The sequence below is a fragment of the Streptomyces sp. SID3343 genome (assembly GCF_009865215.1).
In the GTDB taxonomy this organism is placed as follows: domain Bacteria; phylum Actinomycetota; class Actinomycetes; order Streptomycetales; family Streptomycetaceae; genus Embleya.
The window spans coordinates 1-17,761 of record NZ_WWJX01001046.1 but is presented as its reverse complement, the minus strand read 5'-3'; the positions used below and the strand labels follow the sequence as shown (position 1 = coordinate 17,761).

At 70.0% G+C, this 17,761-nt stretch carries 14 protein-coding genes and 2 pseudogenes; 9 read left to right on the top strand and 7 right to left on the bottom strand.

Translation table 11 applies throughout. The features are described 5' to 3' along the window. Positions 1 to 63: 63 nt before the first annotated feature. On the bottom strand, positions 64 to 636 hold the full coding sequence (locus tag GT354_RS32845) for a GNAT family protein (protein ID WP_161360020.1): 573 nt from the start codon (positions 634 to 636) through the stop codon (positions 64 to 66). A gap of 264 nt (positions 637 to 900) precedes the next feature. Here GT354_RS32845 and GT354_RS32840 point away from each other — a divergent pair, with 264 nt between their 5' ends. Together GT354_RS32840 and GT354_RS32835 are read left to right on the top strand one after the other, a co-directional pair. Then, the gene (locus GT354_RS32840; protein WP_161360019.1) at positions 901 to 1,527 is read left to right on the top strand and encodes a TetR/AcrR family transcriptional regulator; all 627 of its coding nucleotides are present in this window, start codon (positions 901 to 903) and stop codon (positions 1,525 to 1,527) included. Further along, the gene (locus GT354_RS32835; RefSeq protein WP_202512578.1) at positions 1,508 to 2,212 is read left to right on the top strand and encodes a hypothetical protein; all 705 of its coding nucleotides are present in this window, start codon (positions 1,508 to 1,510) and stop codon (positions 2,210 to 2,212) included. The genes GT354_RS32840 and GT354_RS32835 overlap by 20 nt, the downstream gene beginning before the upstream one ends. Positions 2,213 to 2,518: 306 nt before the next feature. Here the strand turns inward: GT354_RS32835 and GT354_RS32830 are convergent, their stop codons facing one another. Continuing rightward, positions 2,519 to 3,715, bottom strand: coding sequence for an MFS transporter (locus GT354_RS32830; RefSeq protein ID WP_161360018.1), 1,197 nt, complete (start codon positions 3,713 to 3,715; stop codon positions 2,519 to 2,521). A gap of 456 nt (positions 3,716 to 4,171) precedes the next feature. Between GT354_RS32830 and GT354_RS32825 the strand changes: the two genes are divergently transcribed. The 7 genes and pseudogenes from GT354_RS32825 to GT354_RS32800 all read left to right on the top strand — a co-directional run bounded on the left by GT354_RS32825 (position 4,172) and on the right by GT354_RS32800 (position 9,358). Next, on the top strand, positions 4,172 to 5,149 hold the full coding sequence (locus GT354_RS32825; RefSeq protein ID WP_161360017.1) for a winged helix-turn-helix domain-containing protein: 978 nt from the start codon (positions 4,172 to 4,174) through the stop codon (positions 5,147 to 5,149). A gap of 93 nt (positions 5,150 to 5,242) precedes the next feature. Next, positions 5,243 to 5,785: pseudogene (locus GT354_RS54830) on the top strand (sigma factor); the annotation flags it as partial. Between the two features lie 206 nt (positions 5,786 to 5,991). Continuing rightward, entirely contained in the window at positions 5,992 to 6,540 is a 549-nt protein-coding gene (locus GT354_RS32815; protein ID WP_161360016.1) for a PadR family transcriptional regulator, read from the top strand. A 134-nt stretch (positions 6,541 to 6,674) separates the two neighbouring features. Further along, on the top strand, positions 6,675 to 7,433 hold the full coding sequence (locus GT354_RS32810) for a siderophore-interacting protein (protein ID WP_161360015.1): 759 nt from the start codon (positions 6,675 to 6,677) through the stop codon (positions 7,431 to 7,433). Positions 7,434 to 7,609: 176 nt separating this feature from the next. Then, positions 7,610 to 8,572 carry an ADP-ribosylglycohydrolase family protein gene (locus GT354_RS32805; RefSeq protein ID WP_161360014.1) on the top strand — a complete coding sequence of 321 codons (963 nt, stop codon included), beginning with the start codon at positions 7,610 to 7,612 and terminating at the stop codon, positions 8,570 to 8,572. A 44-nt stretch (positions 8,573 to 8,616) separates the two neighbouring features. Beyond that, positions 8,617 to 8,709 (top strand): annotated as a pseudogene (locus tag GT354_RS54825) (IS630 family transposase); the annotation flags it as partial. A gap of 235 nt (positions 8,710 to 8,944) precedes the next feature. Continuing rightward, entirely contained in the window at positions 8,945 to 9,358 is a 414-nt protein-coding gene (locus tag GT354_RS32800; RefSeq protein WP_161360013.1) for a VOC family protein, read from the top strand. 1,039 nt (positions 9,359 to 10,397) lie between these two features. Here GT354_RS32800 and GT354_RS32795 read toward each other — a convergent pair. The 5 genes from GT354_RS32795 to GT354_RS32775 all read right to left on the bottom strand — a co-directional run bounded on the left by GT354_RS32795 (position 10,398) and on the right by GT354_RS32775 (position 17,728). Beyond that, positions 10,398 to 11,009, bottom strand: coding sequence for an amino acid transporter (locus tag GT354_RS32795; RefSeq protein ID WP_161360012.1), 612 nt, complete (start codon positions 11,007 to 11,009; stop codon positions 10,398 to 10,400). Between the two features lie 312 nt (positions 11,010 to 11,321). After that, positions 11,322 to 13,538 carry a hypothetical protein gene (locus GT354_RS32790; protein WP_161360011.1) on the bottom strand — a complete coding sequence of 739 codons (2,217 nt, stop codon included), beginning with the start codon at positions 13,536 to 13,538 and terminating at the stop codon, positions 11,322 to 11,324. Between the two features lie 174 nt (positions 13,539 to 13,712). Beyond that, positions 13,713 to 14,735: a hypothetical protein gene (locus tag GT354_RS32785; RefSeq protein WP_161360010.1), complete on the bottom strand. Its 1,023-nt coding sequence runs from the start codon at positions 14,733 to 14,735 to the stop codon at positions 13,713 to 13,715. Continuing rightward, the gene (locus GT354_RS32780; RefSeq protein WP_237535708.1) at positions 14,732 to 15,877 is read right to left on the bottom strand and encodes a ParA family protein; all 1,146 of its coding nucleotides are present in this window, start codon (positions 15,875 to 15,877) and stop codon (positions 14,732 to 14,734) included. The genes GT354_RS32785 and GT354_RS32780 overlap by 4 nt, the downstream gene beginning before the upstream one ends. A 558-nt stretch (positions 15,878 to 16,435) precedes the next feature. Continuing rightward, positions 16,436 to 17,728: an MFS transporter gene (locus tag GT354_RS32775; protein ID WP_161360009.1), complete on the bottom strand. Its 1,293-nt coding sequence runs from the start codon at positions 17,726 to 17,728 to the stop codon at positions 16,436 to 16,438. Positions 17,729 to 17,761 lie beyond the last annotated feature (33 nt).

Below are 17,761 nucleotides of genomic sequence, written 5' to 3'. Positions count from 1 at the left end.
GGCGCGGTCGCGTGGCGGCGTGGCGGAGTGGTGGCGTGGTGAAGTCCGCGAGGGCAGTACCGATCAGCCGCCGGGGACCGTCCTGGCGGCCTGCGTCGCGCGCAGCTTCGGCGGCTCGTCCGCGGCGAGGTCGTCGCGCAACACGCTGTAGCGCACGACGTCGCGCCACCACCCGTCCCGGAACACGAAGCTGCGCATGACACCCTCGCGAGTGAATCCGGATTTCTCCAGGGCACGTTGCTCGGCGAAGTTGTCCGCCTCGGTGTCCGCCTCGATCCGAACCACCGGCGAGTGCGCGAACAGGTAGCGCACCAAGAGTCGTTGGGCCTGAGTGCCGACGCCGCGGCCTCGCGCCTCCGGCACCAATTGGGCACCGATGTTCCAGCAGAAGTTCCGCGCCGTGTTCACCTTCCGCCACGCGACGAAGCCGAGCTGCTCGGCTCCAGCGGCCACCGTCAACCGGCCTGCGCCATCGCTCAGCAGACCGTTCTCCGCCCACTGCCGGCGAACGCGCCCCGGATCGCCCCACCCGTACCACTGGAATGGTCCGCTCGCTTCCGGATCCGTCAGAAACTGCTCGATCATCGACAGATCAGCCTCGGTCACCGGACGCAACACCACGGGATCCTCGCTCATTCCGATCACGATAGTTCCCTCTCGGCGCGGCCTCCTCGGGCGGGGACTCCGTCGGTAGGCACTGCCGGTGAAGCCTGTCGGCGGGCTCTGTCGGCGGGGTCTGTCGGCGGGGTCCTTCGGTTCGGTCGGTTGGTGAGCCTTGTCGTGGGTTCCGTTGGGGTTTTGTTGGGATTCCGTTGGTGGGTTCCGTCGGTGGGTTCTGTCGGGTGGTGGGCTTTCGGGTTATTCTTCGATTGATCAATCAGTCAATGAAAGGCGGAGGCGGTGGCGCGGACCGTGGACGCCGAACGGGCGGCGCAGCGGCGGGAGCAGATCACCCTCGCCGCAGGGCGGTTGTTCGCGGCGCAAGGGTTCGAGGCGACGACCGTCGCGGACATCGCACGCGCGGCAGGACTCAGCACCGCAGGCGTCTTCTACTACTTCCAGGACAAGCGGGCGGTGTTCCGGGCGGTGTTCGAGCGGGATCTGCCGCTGTCGAGCATTCTGGTCTCCCGCTTCGCCGACGTCGAAGCGCCGACCACGGCGATTCTCGACCTCGTCGACGAACTCGCCGCCCCCGCCCGGGATCCGAGCGCGTCCGGCCTGTTGGTGGAACTGTTGCGGCAGGCCGACCGCGACCCGGAACTGGTCGACGTCGTCGCACGTACCGCACGCATCGTCCGGGACGGCCTCGCCGACCTGATCGAGCGCGGCATCACCGACGGAACGGTCGACGTGGCATTGGTTCCGGCGGAGGCCGCAGCGTGGATCCAGACCGTCGTCGACGCGGTATTCCTCAACGCGGATCCGGCCCGCGACCCCACCTCCGCACTTCGACGCACCGTCGCGCGCTATCTGGCACCGCCGTCACCGAACGACACGAGGGGCAACAATGGGGAACACCACGGATAGGCGTTCCGTCACGATCAGGATGCCGGTGGTGTGGCTGTGGCTGATCGTCGTCGTCGGCGCGGCGCTCGGGTGCGGCGTGGGCTTCGGAGTCGGTCCCCTGGTGCGATGGTTGATCGACGTCACGGGTTCGGCTCCCGCTCCGTTTCGGATCGCCGCGAAGCTGCGGACCGTGTGGGCGGTGCCCGTACTGACCCTCGCCGGTACCGCGGTGGGCCTGTGGGTGGCGTCGGTGGCCCGCGAGGAGAGCCCGGTCGTGACGGTGGAGGCCGACCACATCGCCGTCCGCAAGGCCGATTCCGGGCTGCACCTGCACCTGGTCCGCGACCGCATCGGCGCGCTGTTCACCGATGGCCGAGACCTGGTCGTCCTCGACCGCGGCGAGGCCGAACTCGCCCGCGTCCCGGCGAGTGACCTGTCCAACGAGCAACTGGCCGAGGCGTGCGAGCGGTTCGACTACCCGTGGCGTGGCACCGCCGACCCGCGCGAGGCCGAGTTCACCCCCTGGGTCGACGGCGTCCCGGACCTCGACGAAGCCGCCCACGCCTTGCTGCGAGCACGCAAGCACGCCTTGACCGACAAGCAGTCCGGCGCCGCGGCGAAGGCACTGGACGACCTGCGCGCGGCGGGTCTCACCGTGCGCGACCGAAAGGGGGGCCAGCAATACCGCCGCAGCGCCCCGCGATGATTCGGGACGGTTGGTGGGGGCGGACAACGCCGTCGCAGGTGTCGAGGCCGTCGTGGGTGTCGAGGCCGTCGTGGGTGTCGTGGGGTCGAGGTGTCGATCCGCCGGTATCACGCCGCCGCCGCTGGGGAATCCCGACGATGACCGAAACGATGCGCCCTGTTTCGTTCGGGGTCATGCAGATCTTCGATCCGGCCTCGAACGGCCCCTGCGTCTCGACCGCTTCCATCGACGTGTCCCAACGGACCCGACCGCTCCTGGTCACACGGCACTTGATCCATCCCAAGATCGCCTCACGACGATCAACCGTCATGACTCGCGCGCCGGAGAGCCCACCCCCGGAACGGGAGGCCGCGACCGCAGCCCCGGCGCCAAGGACACCGTGACCGCGACGGAAACCGCCGCCATCACCGCCATCGCCGTCGCGGGCGAGGTCCACTGCGCCACGCCACCCGCGACGGCCGCGCCCACGCCCTGCATGGTGAGCATCCCGGAGGTGTGCAGCCCGAGCGCGTGCCCGCTCAACTCCTCAGGTGTCAAGGCCATCAGGCGTTCCTGAAGAACGAGCGAAGCCGAGTAGCCGATGCACGCCGACGCCACCGCCACCACCGCTATGGCCAACGGCGGCCGCACCGCGAAGACGAGGTAGGGAACCGCGAGCAGCAACCCCAACGGCGTGGCGAGCCGCGCTCGCCGGCGTCGCGACACGAACCGCCCGATCACGACGTCCCCGAGCAACATCCCCGCCGCGCTGCACGCGAAGAGCAGTCCCGCGTGGTGCGGCGCGTACGCGACGTAGAGCGACTCGCACCCGACGATCAGTCCGTTGGGCACCCACAGGCCGATGTACACGTAGCGGCGAGCCGTGACCGACCACAGCAAGGCGTTGGTACGTCGCGTCTCGCCCACCGAAGGGCGCCCGGCGGCACGCGGCGGCCGGGCACCGAGACCGAAGCGGGCGACCGCCGCCGCCGCGAAGTACAGGCCCGCACCCACGAGCAACGTCCCGCGCGCGGTCAGTCCGTTCACCAGCACACCGCCGACCGCGAACCCACAGATCTGCATGCCGCCGACGGACATGTTGAGCAACGACCGACCAACCAGGTACCCGTCCCGCGACAGGATCTCGTTGAGCAACCCGTAACGAACTCCCCCACCCAGCGAGGCGACCAGCCCCTCGCCCAACAGAATCACGAACGCCGCCCACACCGGCAGACCGGGCACCGCCAGCGCTGCGGTAGCCACACCGAACAGCAACGCCATGCCTGTCGTCGCGGCCCGCGGCGGCAAGCGGTCGGCCGCCGAGAGCAGCGTCATGGCACCGACCACCTGAGCCAGGGAGGGGCCGAACATGGCTAGCGCGGCGAGCAGCGGTGAACCGGTCGACGAGTAGACGAGCGTGGCCATCGCCAACCCGCTCACCGTGGACGCGGCCACCTGCACGGAGGCGGTCAGAAAGAACGGCGTGAACTCGGGCGTCCGAAAAAGCCCTCGGTAGCTGCGCATGTACGGAGTCTCGGCGCCTCCACGACGGGAACGTTACTGTTTCGCAGTACGACGAAAACAACCAACGGGGCGCACCACCACCAGGGATCGCGGGGGCGCGGTCGGTGGTCGGGTGGTCGGGTGGTCGGGGACGCGGTCCGGAATCGCGACTCGGGGCCGCAACTGCTTGAGGCCGCAAGTCAGCGCCGCAACTCGGGGGCGTGGCACGGGTTACGACTCGGATGGCGAGTCCGGCATTGCGGTCCGGGATCGCACCTCGGGACCAACGGTTGGGAGCACAACTGCGGATCGCGATCGGAGCCGCAGTCCAGATCACGACTTGCGTTCGCGAGTCGGGATCGCGGCTCGGGCTTGGATCGAGACTGGGAGTCGAGACCGGGATCCGAGACTTGCGGATCGAGACTTCGGATCACTCCGGATCGCGGCTCGGGAGCCGCTCGACGGGGAAGGGCGACCATGGGCTGGTGGCAGGTCCACGCGGATACCCTCGCCGGCAGTCGCTTCGTGATCTCCCCCCTCGCCGAGGCCACCGCAAGCCTGAAGACCCTGGAACACGGAACCGCCGCCCACCCGGGCGAACGCACTTGGCTCGATGCCCACTTGCCCGCCTACCGGCGCCGTCAGGCCGACGACCCGATCACGGCGCTGCTCATCCGCGCCGCCTTGGGCACCCATTGGAACGCCGACTTCCTCACCCCCACCCCCAGCCCCACCGGCGAAGACGAACTCTCCTTCGCGCAGGAGGTGTCCGGGATCCGCGATACGCCTCCCGAGACCGCTCGCGCCGACCTGACCGTTTCGCTGGGCGGCCCCCTGCCCGGGGCACTGCGCCGCTCCGACCTGCCGGCCCGTACCGCCGATCTGCTGGAGTGGGTTTGGACGTACGCGGTACTCCCCTATTGGCCGCGACGCCGACGGATCATCGAGGCCGACATCGTCGCGCGTACGGCCCGGCTGAGCCGAGGCGGCTGGGCCGCGGCCGTCGACGACATGCGACCGGGGATGCGCTGGCTCGGGAAGAGCCGGCTCCAGATCAACACGTACGACTATCCGCCGCGCGACCTGTGCGCCGCACGGCTGATGTTCGTTCCCGTCACCCCCTATCAGGCGTGGGCGTGCTGGGACGCGCCGCACCGCTACGCGCTGGTCTACCCGTGCTCGGGCACCCTCGCCGAAGCGGGACGAACTCCCGTACCGGCGGCTCTGGGTACGCTCCTGGGGCCGGCTCGCGCGGGGGTACTCGTCCTCCTCGACACCCCCAAGAGCACCACACAGTTGGTCGCGCTCACCGGCCAGGGCCTGGGGTCGGTGGGACGCCATCTCAAGGTCCTCCTGGACGCTCATCTGATCCAACGCCGGCGCACGGGCCGCTCGGTCCTGTACTACCGGACCCCCGCCGGCGAACACCTCGTGGCCGCCCAACACGACGCTTGAGCACGGTTCGGCGCGCCCGAACCGCGACCGATGCCGCCCCGGCAGGCACTACCGAAACGGTTCAGCGGTGGACCCGGCCCAAGAGTCCTCGACGTGCCACGGCGCCGCCCCGCGCCGGCCGCCGCCACCGAGAGCACGCACCCGCGGGCAGTCGCCTACCGGATGCTCGGCTCGGTCAGCGAGGCGGAGGACGCCGTACAGGAGGCCTGGTTCAGGCTCGATCGGTCCGATACAACCGGCATCGAGAACCTGAGCGGCCGGCTTACCACCGTCGTGAGCCGGGTCTGCCTGGACATGCTCCGTGCGCGCAAGTCCCGGCGAGAAGACACGCTCGACGTATACGTGCCCGACCCCATCGTCGGCCCCCAGACGGCGTCGACCCCGAACACGAGGCGCTCCGAACCGATTCCGTGGGACCCGCGATGCTCGTGGTCCTGGATACCTTGGCGCCCTCCGCACGACTCGCGTTCGTGTTGCATCGACCTGTTCGCCATGCCGTTCAACAAGATCGCTCCCATCGTGGACCGCTCTCCCGCCGCAACGCGCCGACCCGCCGGCCGCGCGCGGCGTCGGGTCCAGGCCAGTGCTCCCGAGCCGGAAACCGACCGTACGCGGCACCGCGACGTCGTCGGCGCGCTCTCGCCTTCGCGCCGCCTGGTCCGGTTCTCGGTCACGAGATCTCGTCGACCGGCAGTCGTCGAACGACATCGCCGCGCTCGCGGCACTCGTCACCAGACGACGGGCAACAGGACTACGCCGCAACATCGTTGCGTGCCTCCGGAGGACCTTGAGACTGGCGCTCAGCCTTGCGGAAGATATGTCGTACGACATATCTTTCGAGCATGAACACACGGCGTGGGCATGGCCACGGCAGTCGGAGGGGCGTCGGCGGTTCGACCGGGACCGGGCGATTCTTCGCCCCCGGCGAGCTCCGCATCGCACTGCTTGCCCTGATCGCCGACCAGCCGGGTCATGGCTACGAGTTGATGACGCGCCTGGAAGCTCGTTTCGCCGGGGCCTACCAGGCAAGTGCCGGCGCGATATACCCCACCCTGCAACAGGTCGAGGACGAGCAGCTCGCGCTGCACGAAGTCGACGGAGGGCGCAAGGTCTTCCACATCACGGACGCGGGCCGCCTTGAGGTGGCCACGCATGCGCACGAGATCGAGGAAATCTGGGCCCGCGCGACCGTACGCGGCGAATGGGGCCTGCTGCGCGACCCGAACGCGGCCGAGATCGTTGCCCCGGCGCTGCGCCTGATCAAGGCGGCAGTGGCCACGATCGTTCGCGCGCACGGCGATCCGGCGGTCGTCGAGCGGGTGCGCGCGGTCCTGGAGGACGCGCGGCGGGAGCTCAAGGCAGTGGACCGCGAACGCAAACACAAACGCTGAGCCGGTGCTCCCTTGCGCAGGCACCACTTTGCGCAGGCACCACCTCGCACAGGCACCACCTCGCGCCGGCAACCAACCTGGGCCGGCACGGCGAGGCAGGTGCGAAACAGTCGACGTATGGAGGAGATCGTCCGATGAGTACGACCCAACGCTCGACCGGCGTAGGCCGCCGGTTCCTCGACCGGTTGTTCGTCACCGGTACCGTGATCGAGATCGAGTCGATCACGCCGCGGATGCGCCGCGCACGGATCGGCGGCGAGGCCGTCCGTGGGCTCGGTTGGCTTCCGGGGCAGCAGGTGCGGATACACGTCGGCGACCTGCTGTCGCCGCGGATGTGGATACGACCCGGCGACCTGCTGCGCACGTACTCGGTGTGGCGGTACGACCCGGACGCCGGTGAAATGGACCTGTGCGTCATGGACCACGGTGAGGGCCCGGGCGCTCGTTGGGGTCGCGACCTGACGGTTGGTCAGGAGGTCCGATTCGGCAAACCCGAAGGCAAGTTCACGCTGCGCGCGGACGCGCCGTACCACGTGTTCGCCGGCGAGGAGACCGCCGCGGTGGCGATCGGCGCGATGCTCGCGGCGCTGCCTGCGGAGGCCGCCGTGTACGGGGCCGTGGAAACCGCGACGCCCGAGGACCGGTTGCCGCTCGCTCGGGGCACCGATCTGGTATTCCCCTTGCGCGGTACGGCCTCGGCCGCCGCATCGGCCGTACTGGTCGACGCCGTACGCGGTTTGGACCTGCCGACCGAGCCGGGCGTCGCGTACGTGGCGGGCGAGGCGCGGACGGTGCAGCTGATCCGTGAACACTTGGTGGTCGATCGCGGATGGCCGCGCCGCTCGGTGCTGACCAAGCCCTTCTGGACGCCGGGTAAGAAGGGATTGGAGTAGCGGCAGGCGCTCAGTTGGTCGTTGCGCTCGGTAGTTTCGCGTGAGTCTTTCGCTTGGGTCTTTCGCTTAGGTCGTTCGCGTGGGTCTTTCGCTTGGTCTTCCGCTTGGGCCTTCCGTTGAGGCATTCGCATCGGGTCGGGCGCTCGCGGCGTGGTCGGCGGCACTACCCTGCCCCAATGGACCTTCGTATGCAGCGTGTCGCAGGCGCCGTCGTCGGCTCGGCGGTGGGCGATGCGTTGGGTGCTCCGTTCGAGTTCGGTGCCGCCGGTGAGTTTTCCGCCCGTTTCCCGGCCTCTTCGCCCGGCCTCGCCCGGGCCGACCCCGGCATCGCGTCGGAGATGTGCGGCGGGCGTGGCTGGGAATCGGGCGAGGCCACCGACGACACCCAGATGGCGGTGCTGGTCGGCCGGTCCCTCGTGGAACGGGGCGGGTTGGACCTGCCCGACATGTTCGCCCGGTTTCAACGGTGGGCGACGTCGAACCCCAAGGACATCGGCCTGCAAACCGAAAGCGTCCTCACCAACGGCATGCCCTGGGACCTCGCCGCGGCGCTTCATTTTCGGACCAACAGGTTCGCGGCCGGCAACGGCTCGCTCATGCGCGCCACGACGTCGGCCGTATTCTTCGCCCGTGACGGCCGCGAGGCGACCATGGCCGCAGCCCGCCGGATCGCCGCGCTGACCCACGGCGACCGGGCGGCGTGGGAGGGCACCGCCGTATTCCACGAGTTGATCCGGATCGCGCTGACCGGCGCCGATCCCCTGGAGGCCGTCGGGGACACGCTGAGCGAGGTACACCCCGACCACCGCGACCGCTACACCACCGTTCTGGACCCGAAATGGCATCCCGACGACGCCACCGAGTTCAACGGTGCCGTGTGGCCGTGCCTGGGATCGGCGCTCTGGGCGCTGCGCACGACCCGTACCTTCGAGGACGCCCTCCGCGCCGCCGTCGACCTCGGCGGCGACACCGACACCGTGGCCGCGGTCACGGGCGGCCTCGCGGGCGCCGTGTACGGGCTTCCGGCCGTCCCCACCCGCTGGACCGACCGCCTACATGTACCGCTTCCCGGCTCCACCGAGCCTTCGCTCGGACTGTCGGAACTATTGTCCCTGGCAGAGGAGTTGGCGGGGCGTTAGGGCGGGGCGTTAGGGCGGTGTCCGGAGGTCCGCCGGGTTGTGCAAACCCGGTCGAGTGGTGTTTCACGCCGACGAACGCCCCTTGGGCCCGCCCGATCGAGGCTCGCTTCGGGCCGCTGCGGCAGTACACCGTCGCCCACTTCTCGGACGGGCGGGAGCCATCGGGCGTTGCCTCGGCCTCCGACGGGGCAATAAGGTCGGCCAGGTGACTGCCGGGTCGGCCTTGAGCCATACACGAGTGAGGCCCCCGGCCTCCCCCTGAGTACCACCCGGGCGAGAGGCCCGCCCTCCCCTCTCTTTGTCTTCCTTTCCGGTGCCTTCACGCGGCGCCGCACCCAGGAAAAACCCAAGACTCGGAGAGGCCAATCCCGGATGCCGCACGACCAGCATCAACGACCCAGCACAAGCGTCGAGCTCAACCACACCAACATCTACGCCACGGACCGGCAGGTGTCGGCCGAGTTCATCGCCGAGATCCTGGGTTTGCAAGTCGGCCCGCCGGCGGGGCCCTTCCTTCCCGTCGACCTCGGCAACGGTGTGACGCTCGACTACTACGAGAAGCGCGACGAACCGATCCAGTCACAGCACTATGCGTTCCTCGTGCCCGACGACCGGTTCGACGCCATGATCGACCGTCTGCAGGCGATCCGGGTCATGTACTACGCCGACCCCCATCTCAGCGACCCCGGCCGGATCAACCACCTCTTCGGCGGCCGCGGCGCGTACTTCGTCGACCCGGACGGCCACAACATGGAGATCATGACTCGGCCCTACGCCTGGCGTTGATACCCCTGCCGGCGTCCACCAGGGCCATCCCAGCCGAGCGGTCCGGCCTCCTCGCACGCGCGCATCGGCGCTAGCGGGGAGGCCGCGGCCGCATCGAGGATCGGTCGGCACTGGATGGCCGCTTTGGGGATGCTTCTCTCCGCCTGCGGAAGGCTGCCGGAGGGATACCGGGGAGATACCCGGGGGATGCTGCCGAAGGGTGAGTATCCGGCTACGTGGACGCTCACGTCGAGGATCATTCTTGGACGCGGTGCGACGCGGTGCCGCACCGCCGCGCTCCTGATGTCCCGAAGCCGACCGGAGAGCCGACCTTTTTTGGCATCACCACGCTGCACCTGGTGGACAGGAGTCGTGCCGATCCCTGGCGCACTCGGCCTGCCGAGCCGCGTCGACTCGAAGTGTCGGTGCGCCGACTGACCGCGTCCGGCGAACAGTCGGCCTCGCGCGGATACGTCGTGGCCGCGGTCCACCACACCTACGAGGCGCGGTGGAGTTCCCGACGGGCGGATCGAATACTGCTCCTCGGCGCCGCAACAGCCTCGCTCCGGGAACGGACGGCCACGGCAACCGGGATGCCACGTGGGCCGGCCTCACCGGCTGGAAGCGCCGGCTCGATGTGGCGGGCGGCGGCTATCCGTCGTTCGACGACATGCCGTGGATTCCGGACGGATCCGGCGTCCGCGATCAGCCGCCTCGGGAGGTCGCCGGTCCCCGAGTACGGCCCGTTGAGCGGTCTTCGCGCCGTCGCCGTCGATCGGACCTACTTGGACGCCTTCTTCGATCTTCTTCGATCGACACCTTCGGGCCACACCGAGCCCCCTGCTCGATGGGCCGTCGACGGCTTACCCGGAGGTCGCGTTCATGAAGAGATCGGGACGGAAGCACAACCGCTTGGCGCTCGCCTCGGGGCTCGTCTCTCGGGCTCCTGAGAGTGCACTTGGGGTTGGGTTGCAGCCCGGTCGCGAGCGGAGGGTGGACGCCGGGTGGTCATTGAGTCGGTGGGCAGCGGCGGGGAAGCCACGTGGCCGGGACCGTGGGGTCACGCCCGGAGTCGTTCGAGCCAGGGGTGCGGGCCGTACGTCCGACCGATGGCAGCCGCGAGCCGACGCCGTTGGGGCTTGGTGAGTACGGGCAGTACCGCCGTGAGGTCCGCTTCGTCTTTGGGGCGGAAATCCTGAGCCTTGTAGAAGAGTTGCACGTCCGGAACCAGGTACGGAATGCCGTCGGCGGAGGTCGCGCCCAGTGTGTCGAGCGGCCTGCGCATCCGTGAATCGCGGCGGGATACCCACTCCACGCCCTCGGACTCGTCCAACATGATCTGAATACGCCACGGGTCACCCGGTCCGGGGCGGCACCAGATGTCGTGGATGCCGACGGGCAAGACCTCCCCTGGCGCCCACGGGCGCAGGCTCCCGGGCGGATCGGCGGCCCACCACTGCCAACCCGCCAAGGCCCGCTGCGCCGCGAGTTGGTCCCGCCGAAGCAGCAGGACGTCGATGTCACCATGGCTCCGCCACCGCCGCCCCACCGCAAGTTCGATCGCGATGCCTCCGGCGATCCACCAGGGACAGTCCGAGCCGGAGAAGAGCGCGGCAACTTCGCGGAGGGGCGCGGGATCCCAGTCACCGAAGGGAGCGTGAAGGCGCGTCATACGCCCAGCCTCTCGCGCCTGCCGAGAGAACGTCGAGGCCAAGTCGAACCCGAAGGTACGAACCGAACGGACGGCAAGGGCAGAGCAGCCGAGTGACAGACGCGGCGGACGGAGGCGGACGGACGCGGGAGTCGCGGATGACGCGGCGGGTGCGGCGAGGAACCCGAGTCACGGGACGGCGAGACGAGGGCCGCGGCCTCGGCGTGGACACCGCAGGTGGTACAGGTAGAAGCACACGTCACGCCTGCCCGCGTGTTCGGCGGTATTGCCCTTGTCCCTTGGCGCCGATGTTCCGGCCGACGTTTCAGGCCGTCAGGTCACGAGGTCGGCCAGTTCCGGGGAATCGGCGTGGTGGCGGCGGGCGGCGAGTTCTTCTTTGGCGTAGTCCAAGAGGCGCTCGCCGGTGCGTTCGCTCACGTCCAGTCGGCGGCCCACTTCGGCTCCGCTGATGTCGGCGTCGTCGGCGAGGAGCGCGACCAGCGCCAGGATGCGTGGGTCCTTGCGTGCGGCGTCGGTGAGCGACGCACCGTCGACGCTGCGGCCTTCGCGACGGAGGGCGTGCCCGCGCGGTGGTGTCGGTGACGGGTCGGGCGGCGTCGAGTCGGCGGTGTGGGTGGGCTCCGGCGCGGCGGTGGGTGTCGGCGGCGACTCGAACCGGGCGGCGGTGTCGCGAGGCGAGCGGGGATCGGCCGTCTCGGTGGCTGTCGGGTGAGGGGGCGCCTCGTCCCGGGGGGCTGGGACCTGTGCCGTCTGGGGGTTGGCCGGCCGGGGCGCTTCGGGGTGATGGGTGGTCGCGTCGGCGAGCGAGACGACCATGGTGGGTCGCGTCGGGACGACGGTGTCGTGAGGGGCGAAGGCCGTCGCGTCGGTGTCGTGAGGGGCGAAGGCCGGAGTGTCCCGTCCGATGGCATGCTCGTGCGGCGACCCGGCCGACGGGTCGGCGAGCGTGGTCGGATGCGTGTCACGGTGCGTTGGCTGGTGGGCAGTTGTGGCGTGTTGCGGTTGCGACACGGCATCCGCCTCCGGAGGCGACACGAACCTCGCGTCCGAAACCGCCGCCGAGCCGGCGCCGACGTTGGCGGGCGGCAGCGACACGCGCACCGGACCGGGCACCGGTGCGGGCACCGGTGCGGGCACCGTGTTGTGTCGCCGGCCCGTTGCCGTCGAGTCGGCGTCTGTCGGTGGCCGGGTCGATCCTGCCGGATGTACCGGGTCGCCCGACTGCGAGGCCGTCGTTTGCTGGAGGTGGCCGGCACTGTCGGTCCGAGACGCAGCCACCGCCATCGTCACCGCCTCGTGAAGGCGAGCCTGATCCTCGTGGTGGGCGAGCGCCTGGCGACGTACTTGCGCCTCGGCCCGAACGGCTTCCGCGGCCCGCACAGCGTCCTCGGCCCGATCCGCCGATTCCGCGCGGGGCGTCGTTTCCGCCCGATCCGCCAATTCCGCCCGAACCGCCGACTCCGCGCGAACCGCCGACTCCGCGCGGACGGACTCGTCGTGGTCGTGGATCGGCACCCCGAGCCGCGCCGACGCATCGCGCCCGACCGGGCGAGCCGCGGCTCCGCCCGTGTGTCGCCACGGCCCCGCAGCGCCCGCGTGTGACCAGTCGGTGTTGGCGAGCCGACTCACCTCCACCAGTACACGCAGTTGCGGCATCACCGCGTCTTCGATCTCCGGATCGGCCAGTCGTACCCGGGCCGCCGTCCGTTGCGCGAAGGCCTCGGCTCGACGATAGCGACGGTCGGCCCGCGCCTTGGAACGCGACGAGGAGCGGGCGTCCTCATGCACCGTGTCACGGGTTCCGGTGGTCTGGCGCAGCCGGTACAGGGCCCGGGCCGTACGGCGCTCGCGGACTCGTTCGGTGGCGTCGGCCGCACCGAGGTGCTCGTCGGCAGCCAACTCGGCCAGTACCAGGACACGTTCGATCGGATGCAGCCAGCGAATCCACCCGACCCTACGGTCGGCCCGCTCGGTACGGGCGTGCCGCTCCTCGGCCAAGCCCAGTTCCCACAGAACGGCGGCGATCGGTGCCCAGATACCGAGCGCGAACGCCTCGCCGAGGCTGCCGCCCTCGCTCGCCGACATCGACGCCGACAACAACGCGAGCACCCACACCAACGCTCCGGACAACCCCGCGGCCGCACCCCGGGAAGCCCGGCGCCGGGCCCTGAGTGCGCATACGACCGCCGCGAAGTCCAGCGCCACGAAGGGCAGATATGCCCAGGGCCCCTCCAGGCCCATCACGTCGCGACCGAACTTGCCGAGTTGCGTCGCCGAAAGGCCGGCCGCCGCGGCTGCCACCGCGGCGGTCAGTATGTCCTCGATCCGACGCCCGCGCCGATCCCGAATGACCGACCGGTCCGCAGCAAGGGCCTGCCGTTCGTCCTCGGGCAGCGCTGCGACGCGGGCCCGTTCGGCGACGGCACGGCGTCTGGCGCGTTCGACCAGGATCACGGCCGCGAGGATTACAACCAGCCCCGCGAGGTAGGGCCAGTGACGCGACCAGTCCCAGTGTCCTATGTCCGGCATCCGTGATCCTCTCCCCCGATGACCTGCGTACGGCCCCGGTCCTGCTCGAACGTGCCAGTGGTGAACATGCCGACGGTGAACGTGTTGCCCTGCCATCGCGGTCGTCGGGTGTCTCCCAATTGGGAGACACCACTACGAGACAGCACTACAGAGACCTGTCGTTCCCTCGGCCCCTTAAACGGACTGCGGTGTGTCTCCCAGTTGGGAGACACGTTGGGCGACACGTTGAGGAACGCTTTGGGAGACGCCGGATCCCGTGTCGTCCGACGCCGAACCACTCCCGCCCGAGCTCTTGCCGGCCGCTCCTCTTCCCCCGGACCCGTCCACGGGCACCAGCACAGGCCCAAGATGTACTTCGACCTCATCCAGCACACCGCGTAGTTCCGCCACGATTCGCCGCACCTCGTCCGGATCCTGCCCGGCCGCCTCGCGAATGGTCCGCGCGTCGAACTGGCTCCAGGCCCGGCGCAGCACCGCGACCGAATCCCGCCTCGGCGACGGCACCACGGCCGTCGCGGAGGTCTGCGCCGCCGGCTCGACAAGAGGCTCGCCGTAGCCCAGGATGCCCGCGATCTCCTCCAGGCCCGCGCCCGAGGTACGACCGCGCCGCTCCGCCTCTGCCCAGACGTCGCGCACGGCCTGGTCCCCGAACTTGCGGCCGACCGGGACCAAGGCCCGCATCTGGCGTTCCTTGAGTTCGTTTCGCACCGTGCCGGCCAACGCCCGCACCACCGGGAGAGCGTCGATGAGCCGGTAGGCGTGCGCGCGTTGGATGTTCCAGCGCGCCTGGACGTAGCCATCGAAGCTCTCGTGCCCGGCATGGGTGAACAGGCGACCGTCGCGCACCTCGCGCAGGGCCTGGCCGGCGACGAGCACCCATTGTTCGTGCGCGGCCTGGAGCATGCCCTGGACCGCGGTTTGGGCATCGCCGATGGTGCGTTCGTAGTGCCGGAGTTGCTCCTCGGGGTCCGCTGTGGCGGACGCGCGGCGGAACTCCAGTCGTTCGGACTGCTTGACCACGGTGGTCGGTTCGCGAGCGGCGAGCACTTCGGCAATCTCGGCGGCGGTGGTCGCGCCGTCGGCCGCCTGGCTGGAGCGCAGCCGGTCGATCTTGCGCTGACGCAACTGCGCGCGCGTGACCGTCGAGTCGTCGTCGGCGCTGAATCCGGGCGAGAGGTCTTTACGGGCGGCGCTCACGCGGCGACCTCCTTGGCGATTTCGCGCATGACGGTGGCGTGTTCGGAGGACGGCGCGTATTCGAGAAGCGGCGTCTTCGCGGCGGCGGCCTCCTTCGGTTCCTTGAGGGCCTTGATGACCACGAGCACTCCCGGGTCGACGAACTCCAGCCAACTGTTGTGGCTGCGCTGGACGACCTGCCCCTGCCGGGAGTCGTACTCGTTGAGCACCAGTCCCAGGTAGTCGATGTCGGCGTCGGCGTCGACGGCGAGATCGTCGATCTGTCGGCGCAGCATCTTGTACGCGTTGTAGCTGTAGATGTCGGCGTTGACGGGGATGAGCACACCCGAACGCTGGGCGCGTTCCACTTCGCGCCGCCGGCAGTAGTACAGGGCGGCGTCCAGTGCCATGCCGAGCGAGGGCGGCCCGTCGAACACGACCGCGTCGTAGTCGACCTCTATCGGTGCGAGAGCCCGCTCGACCGAGGTGTGACTGACCCGGACCTGGCCCAGGAGCGCGTCGGCGAGATAGGCGTCGATGCACGCCGGCAGTACGTCGAGCCGTCCGCCGAAGCGCGATTGGGGCAGGGTCACGAGGAGTTCGCGCAGGTCGTGGCCCTTGGCCTGACCCGTCATGTGGTCGAGGAGGGAGATGTCGTCCTCGTCGATCAACTCCAGGCCCATGCCCTGAGTCAGGTGGCCCTGCGGGTCGTAGTCGACCAGCAGCACTCGAAGTCCCATCTCGGCGAGCCCCTGCGCGAGTCCCCCGGACAGGAACGTCTTGCCGACTCCGCCCTTTTGGTTGCACACCATGACGCGCAGAACCGGCTGCCGTATCGCCGCCGTTGCGGGCGTCAGCCCCTCTATCCAGCACGAAACCGCTTGTGCGAGGCCTTGGATGTAGGTGACGCCACGCTCGTTGCAGGCGTCCTTGAAGGCGGTGGGCATGCCGACGGGGAGATAGGTCCCCCAGGGGCGGTGCATGTCGGGCTTGATCTCGACCGGGCGATGCCCGGGAGCCGCCAACCAGTCCCGGATCGCCTGTTCCGCCGCTTCCTGGAGGGCGAGATCCCGTTCGGAGGCACGAATCTTGAGCTGGCGGCGCAGTTCCGGCGCCATCGCCGTGATTAGTTTCTCCCGCTCCACGGGAGCAGAGGTACTCATGCCGCCGAACATTACTAAACGAACGGATGCGTCCGAACACGACGCGCCGGCAAGGCCACCCGATCGAGGTAGGGATGTCGCGGCATCCGCGCCGGCAATGCCGGGCGGCCGGCGGCCGGCCAAGTGCGGCCGGCAAAGTGCGCTCGGCGGACGAGCTTTCGGGAAAGGCCAAGCGGTAACGGCACATTCGCACACCCCGCCGACATCGCGTCCTTCGATGCCGGACGCGAGCGGACTCGAAGCACGCCGACCGGGCGCGGCGGAGGACCCGGACGGTGATGGCGGTGATGGCGGTGACGTCGACGAGTGCCCGAGTGCCCGGGTCGGGGCCGCGTCCACATGGCCGGCCCGCGGCTCGGCGGTCGGGGGTGATCAGGTCGGCCTCGCGGGAGCGAATTCGGATGTGACAGAGCCGTTGCCGGCAGACGGGCAAACGGGAGAACGGACAAACAGGCAAACGGGCAGACGGGCAGGCAAACGGGAGAAAGGGAGAACGGGCGGCCGGACGGGCGGCGCCGGCCAGTCACGGGCCGACCTGCCCGGCGCTGTCGGTGGCCCCTACCGCGTCCGCGAACGCGCCGGCACCAGCCGCCGTGATCGGGCCCGAGGCCACCTCGGCGACTGCTCTCGTCGCGACGATCGCTCCCGCCCCGACGAGCCGCCCGGCCGGCCGAACCGGACGGAACTCAGCCAGGCGAGCGCCTGGATCCCCGCTCCCGCCACCAGCGCCCCGGACAACGACCTGCCGGCGATCGGCCCGGCGATCCCCGCGCCCACGCTGAACCCGGTGATCTTCAAGCTGGCACCCGTTGTGAAGATCCGTCCCCGTAGGTGCTGCGGCGCCTCCCGGTGGCGCACCGCGAAGAGCGCGGTGAGTTGCGGCCCCTCCCCCAGCCCGGCGATCACCATCGCGGCGACGAGCAGCACCGGTTGCCGAGTCGCCGCGAGCAGAAGTGCGATCGCGAGGACGACCGTGCTGCCCCGGACGACGGTGTCCGGGCGGATCGGCGTAGGGCGGCGCGAGAGCAGCACATTGGCCGCGAGCGCGGCGGCGGCGAGACCGGAAAGCAGAAACGCGCCGCGGTCGGCCGCGCCGAGAACCTGCTCACCGAGCAACGGAACGCACGCGATCAGCACCCCCTGCCCCGCACACGAGACGACCGACGTCGTGGTCGCACGGGCCAAGGGCCGAGACCGCGCGATGGCGCGGAAGCCGTCGGCGAGGTCGGCCGAGACCGACGTGGTCGGCGCCGATCTCGACGACCGCACCGACGGCTCCTGCGGCATCCGCGCGACGGGCAGCATCAACGCCGAGGGCAGGGCGAGGCAAATCAACGCGGTCGCCACGACCACGCCCGTCGGCGCCCCGGCCAATCCCGCGACGATGCCCGCCAGCGCCGGGCCGACCAGACTCGCGAGGTTGAACGTCATCGCGTCGAGGGCGTTGGCGCGGGGCAGGCGCTCGGCGGAGCCGACGACGCGGGGCACCTGCGAGGTCCATCCGCCGGACAGGGCGGGCCCCAGCAGGCCCGCGCACACCGCGATCAACACCGTGACCGCGACCGGCACGCGCCCCAGGCTCACCAGAATGACCGTGAGCGCGACCGCGTACCCCGCGAGCGCCCAGGCCAACAGCCGCCCCGGTGCGGCCGACCGGTCGAGCAAAACGCCGAAGACGGGGCCACCGATGGCAGCCGAAACGGTGATCCCGGCCAGCAACGACGACGCCGCAGCGGCCGATCCGGTGGCCGCCAACCCCGCCAACAGCAGCGCCGGCCCCGACATCTCGTCACCCATACGAGCCACGGTGGCGCCCAAGGCATAGCTCCACAGCGCGTAACGCTTGTTCATGCGGCTCACGCTACGCAGGTAACTCAATCATTC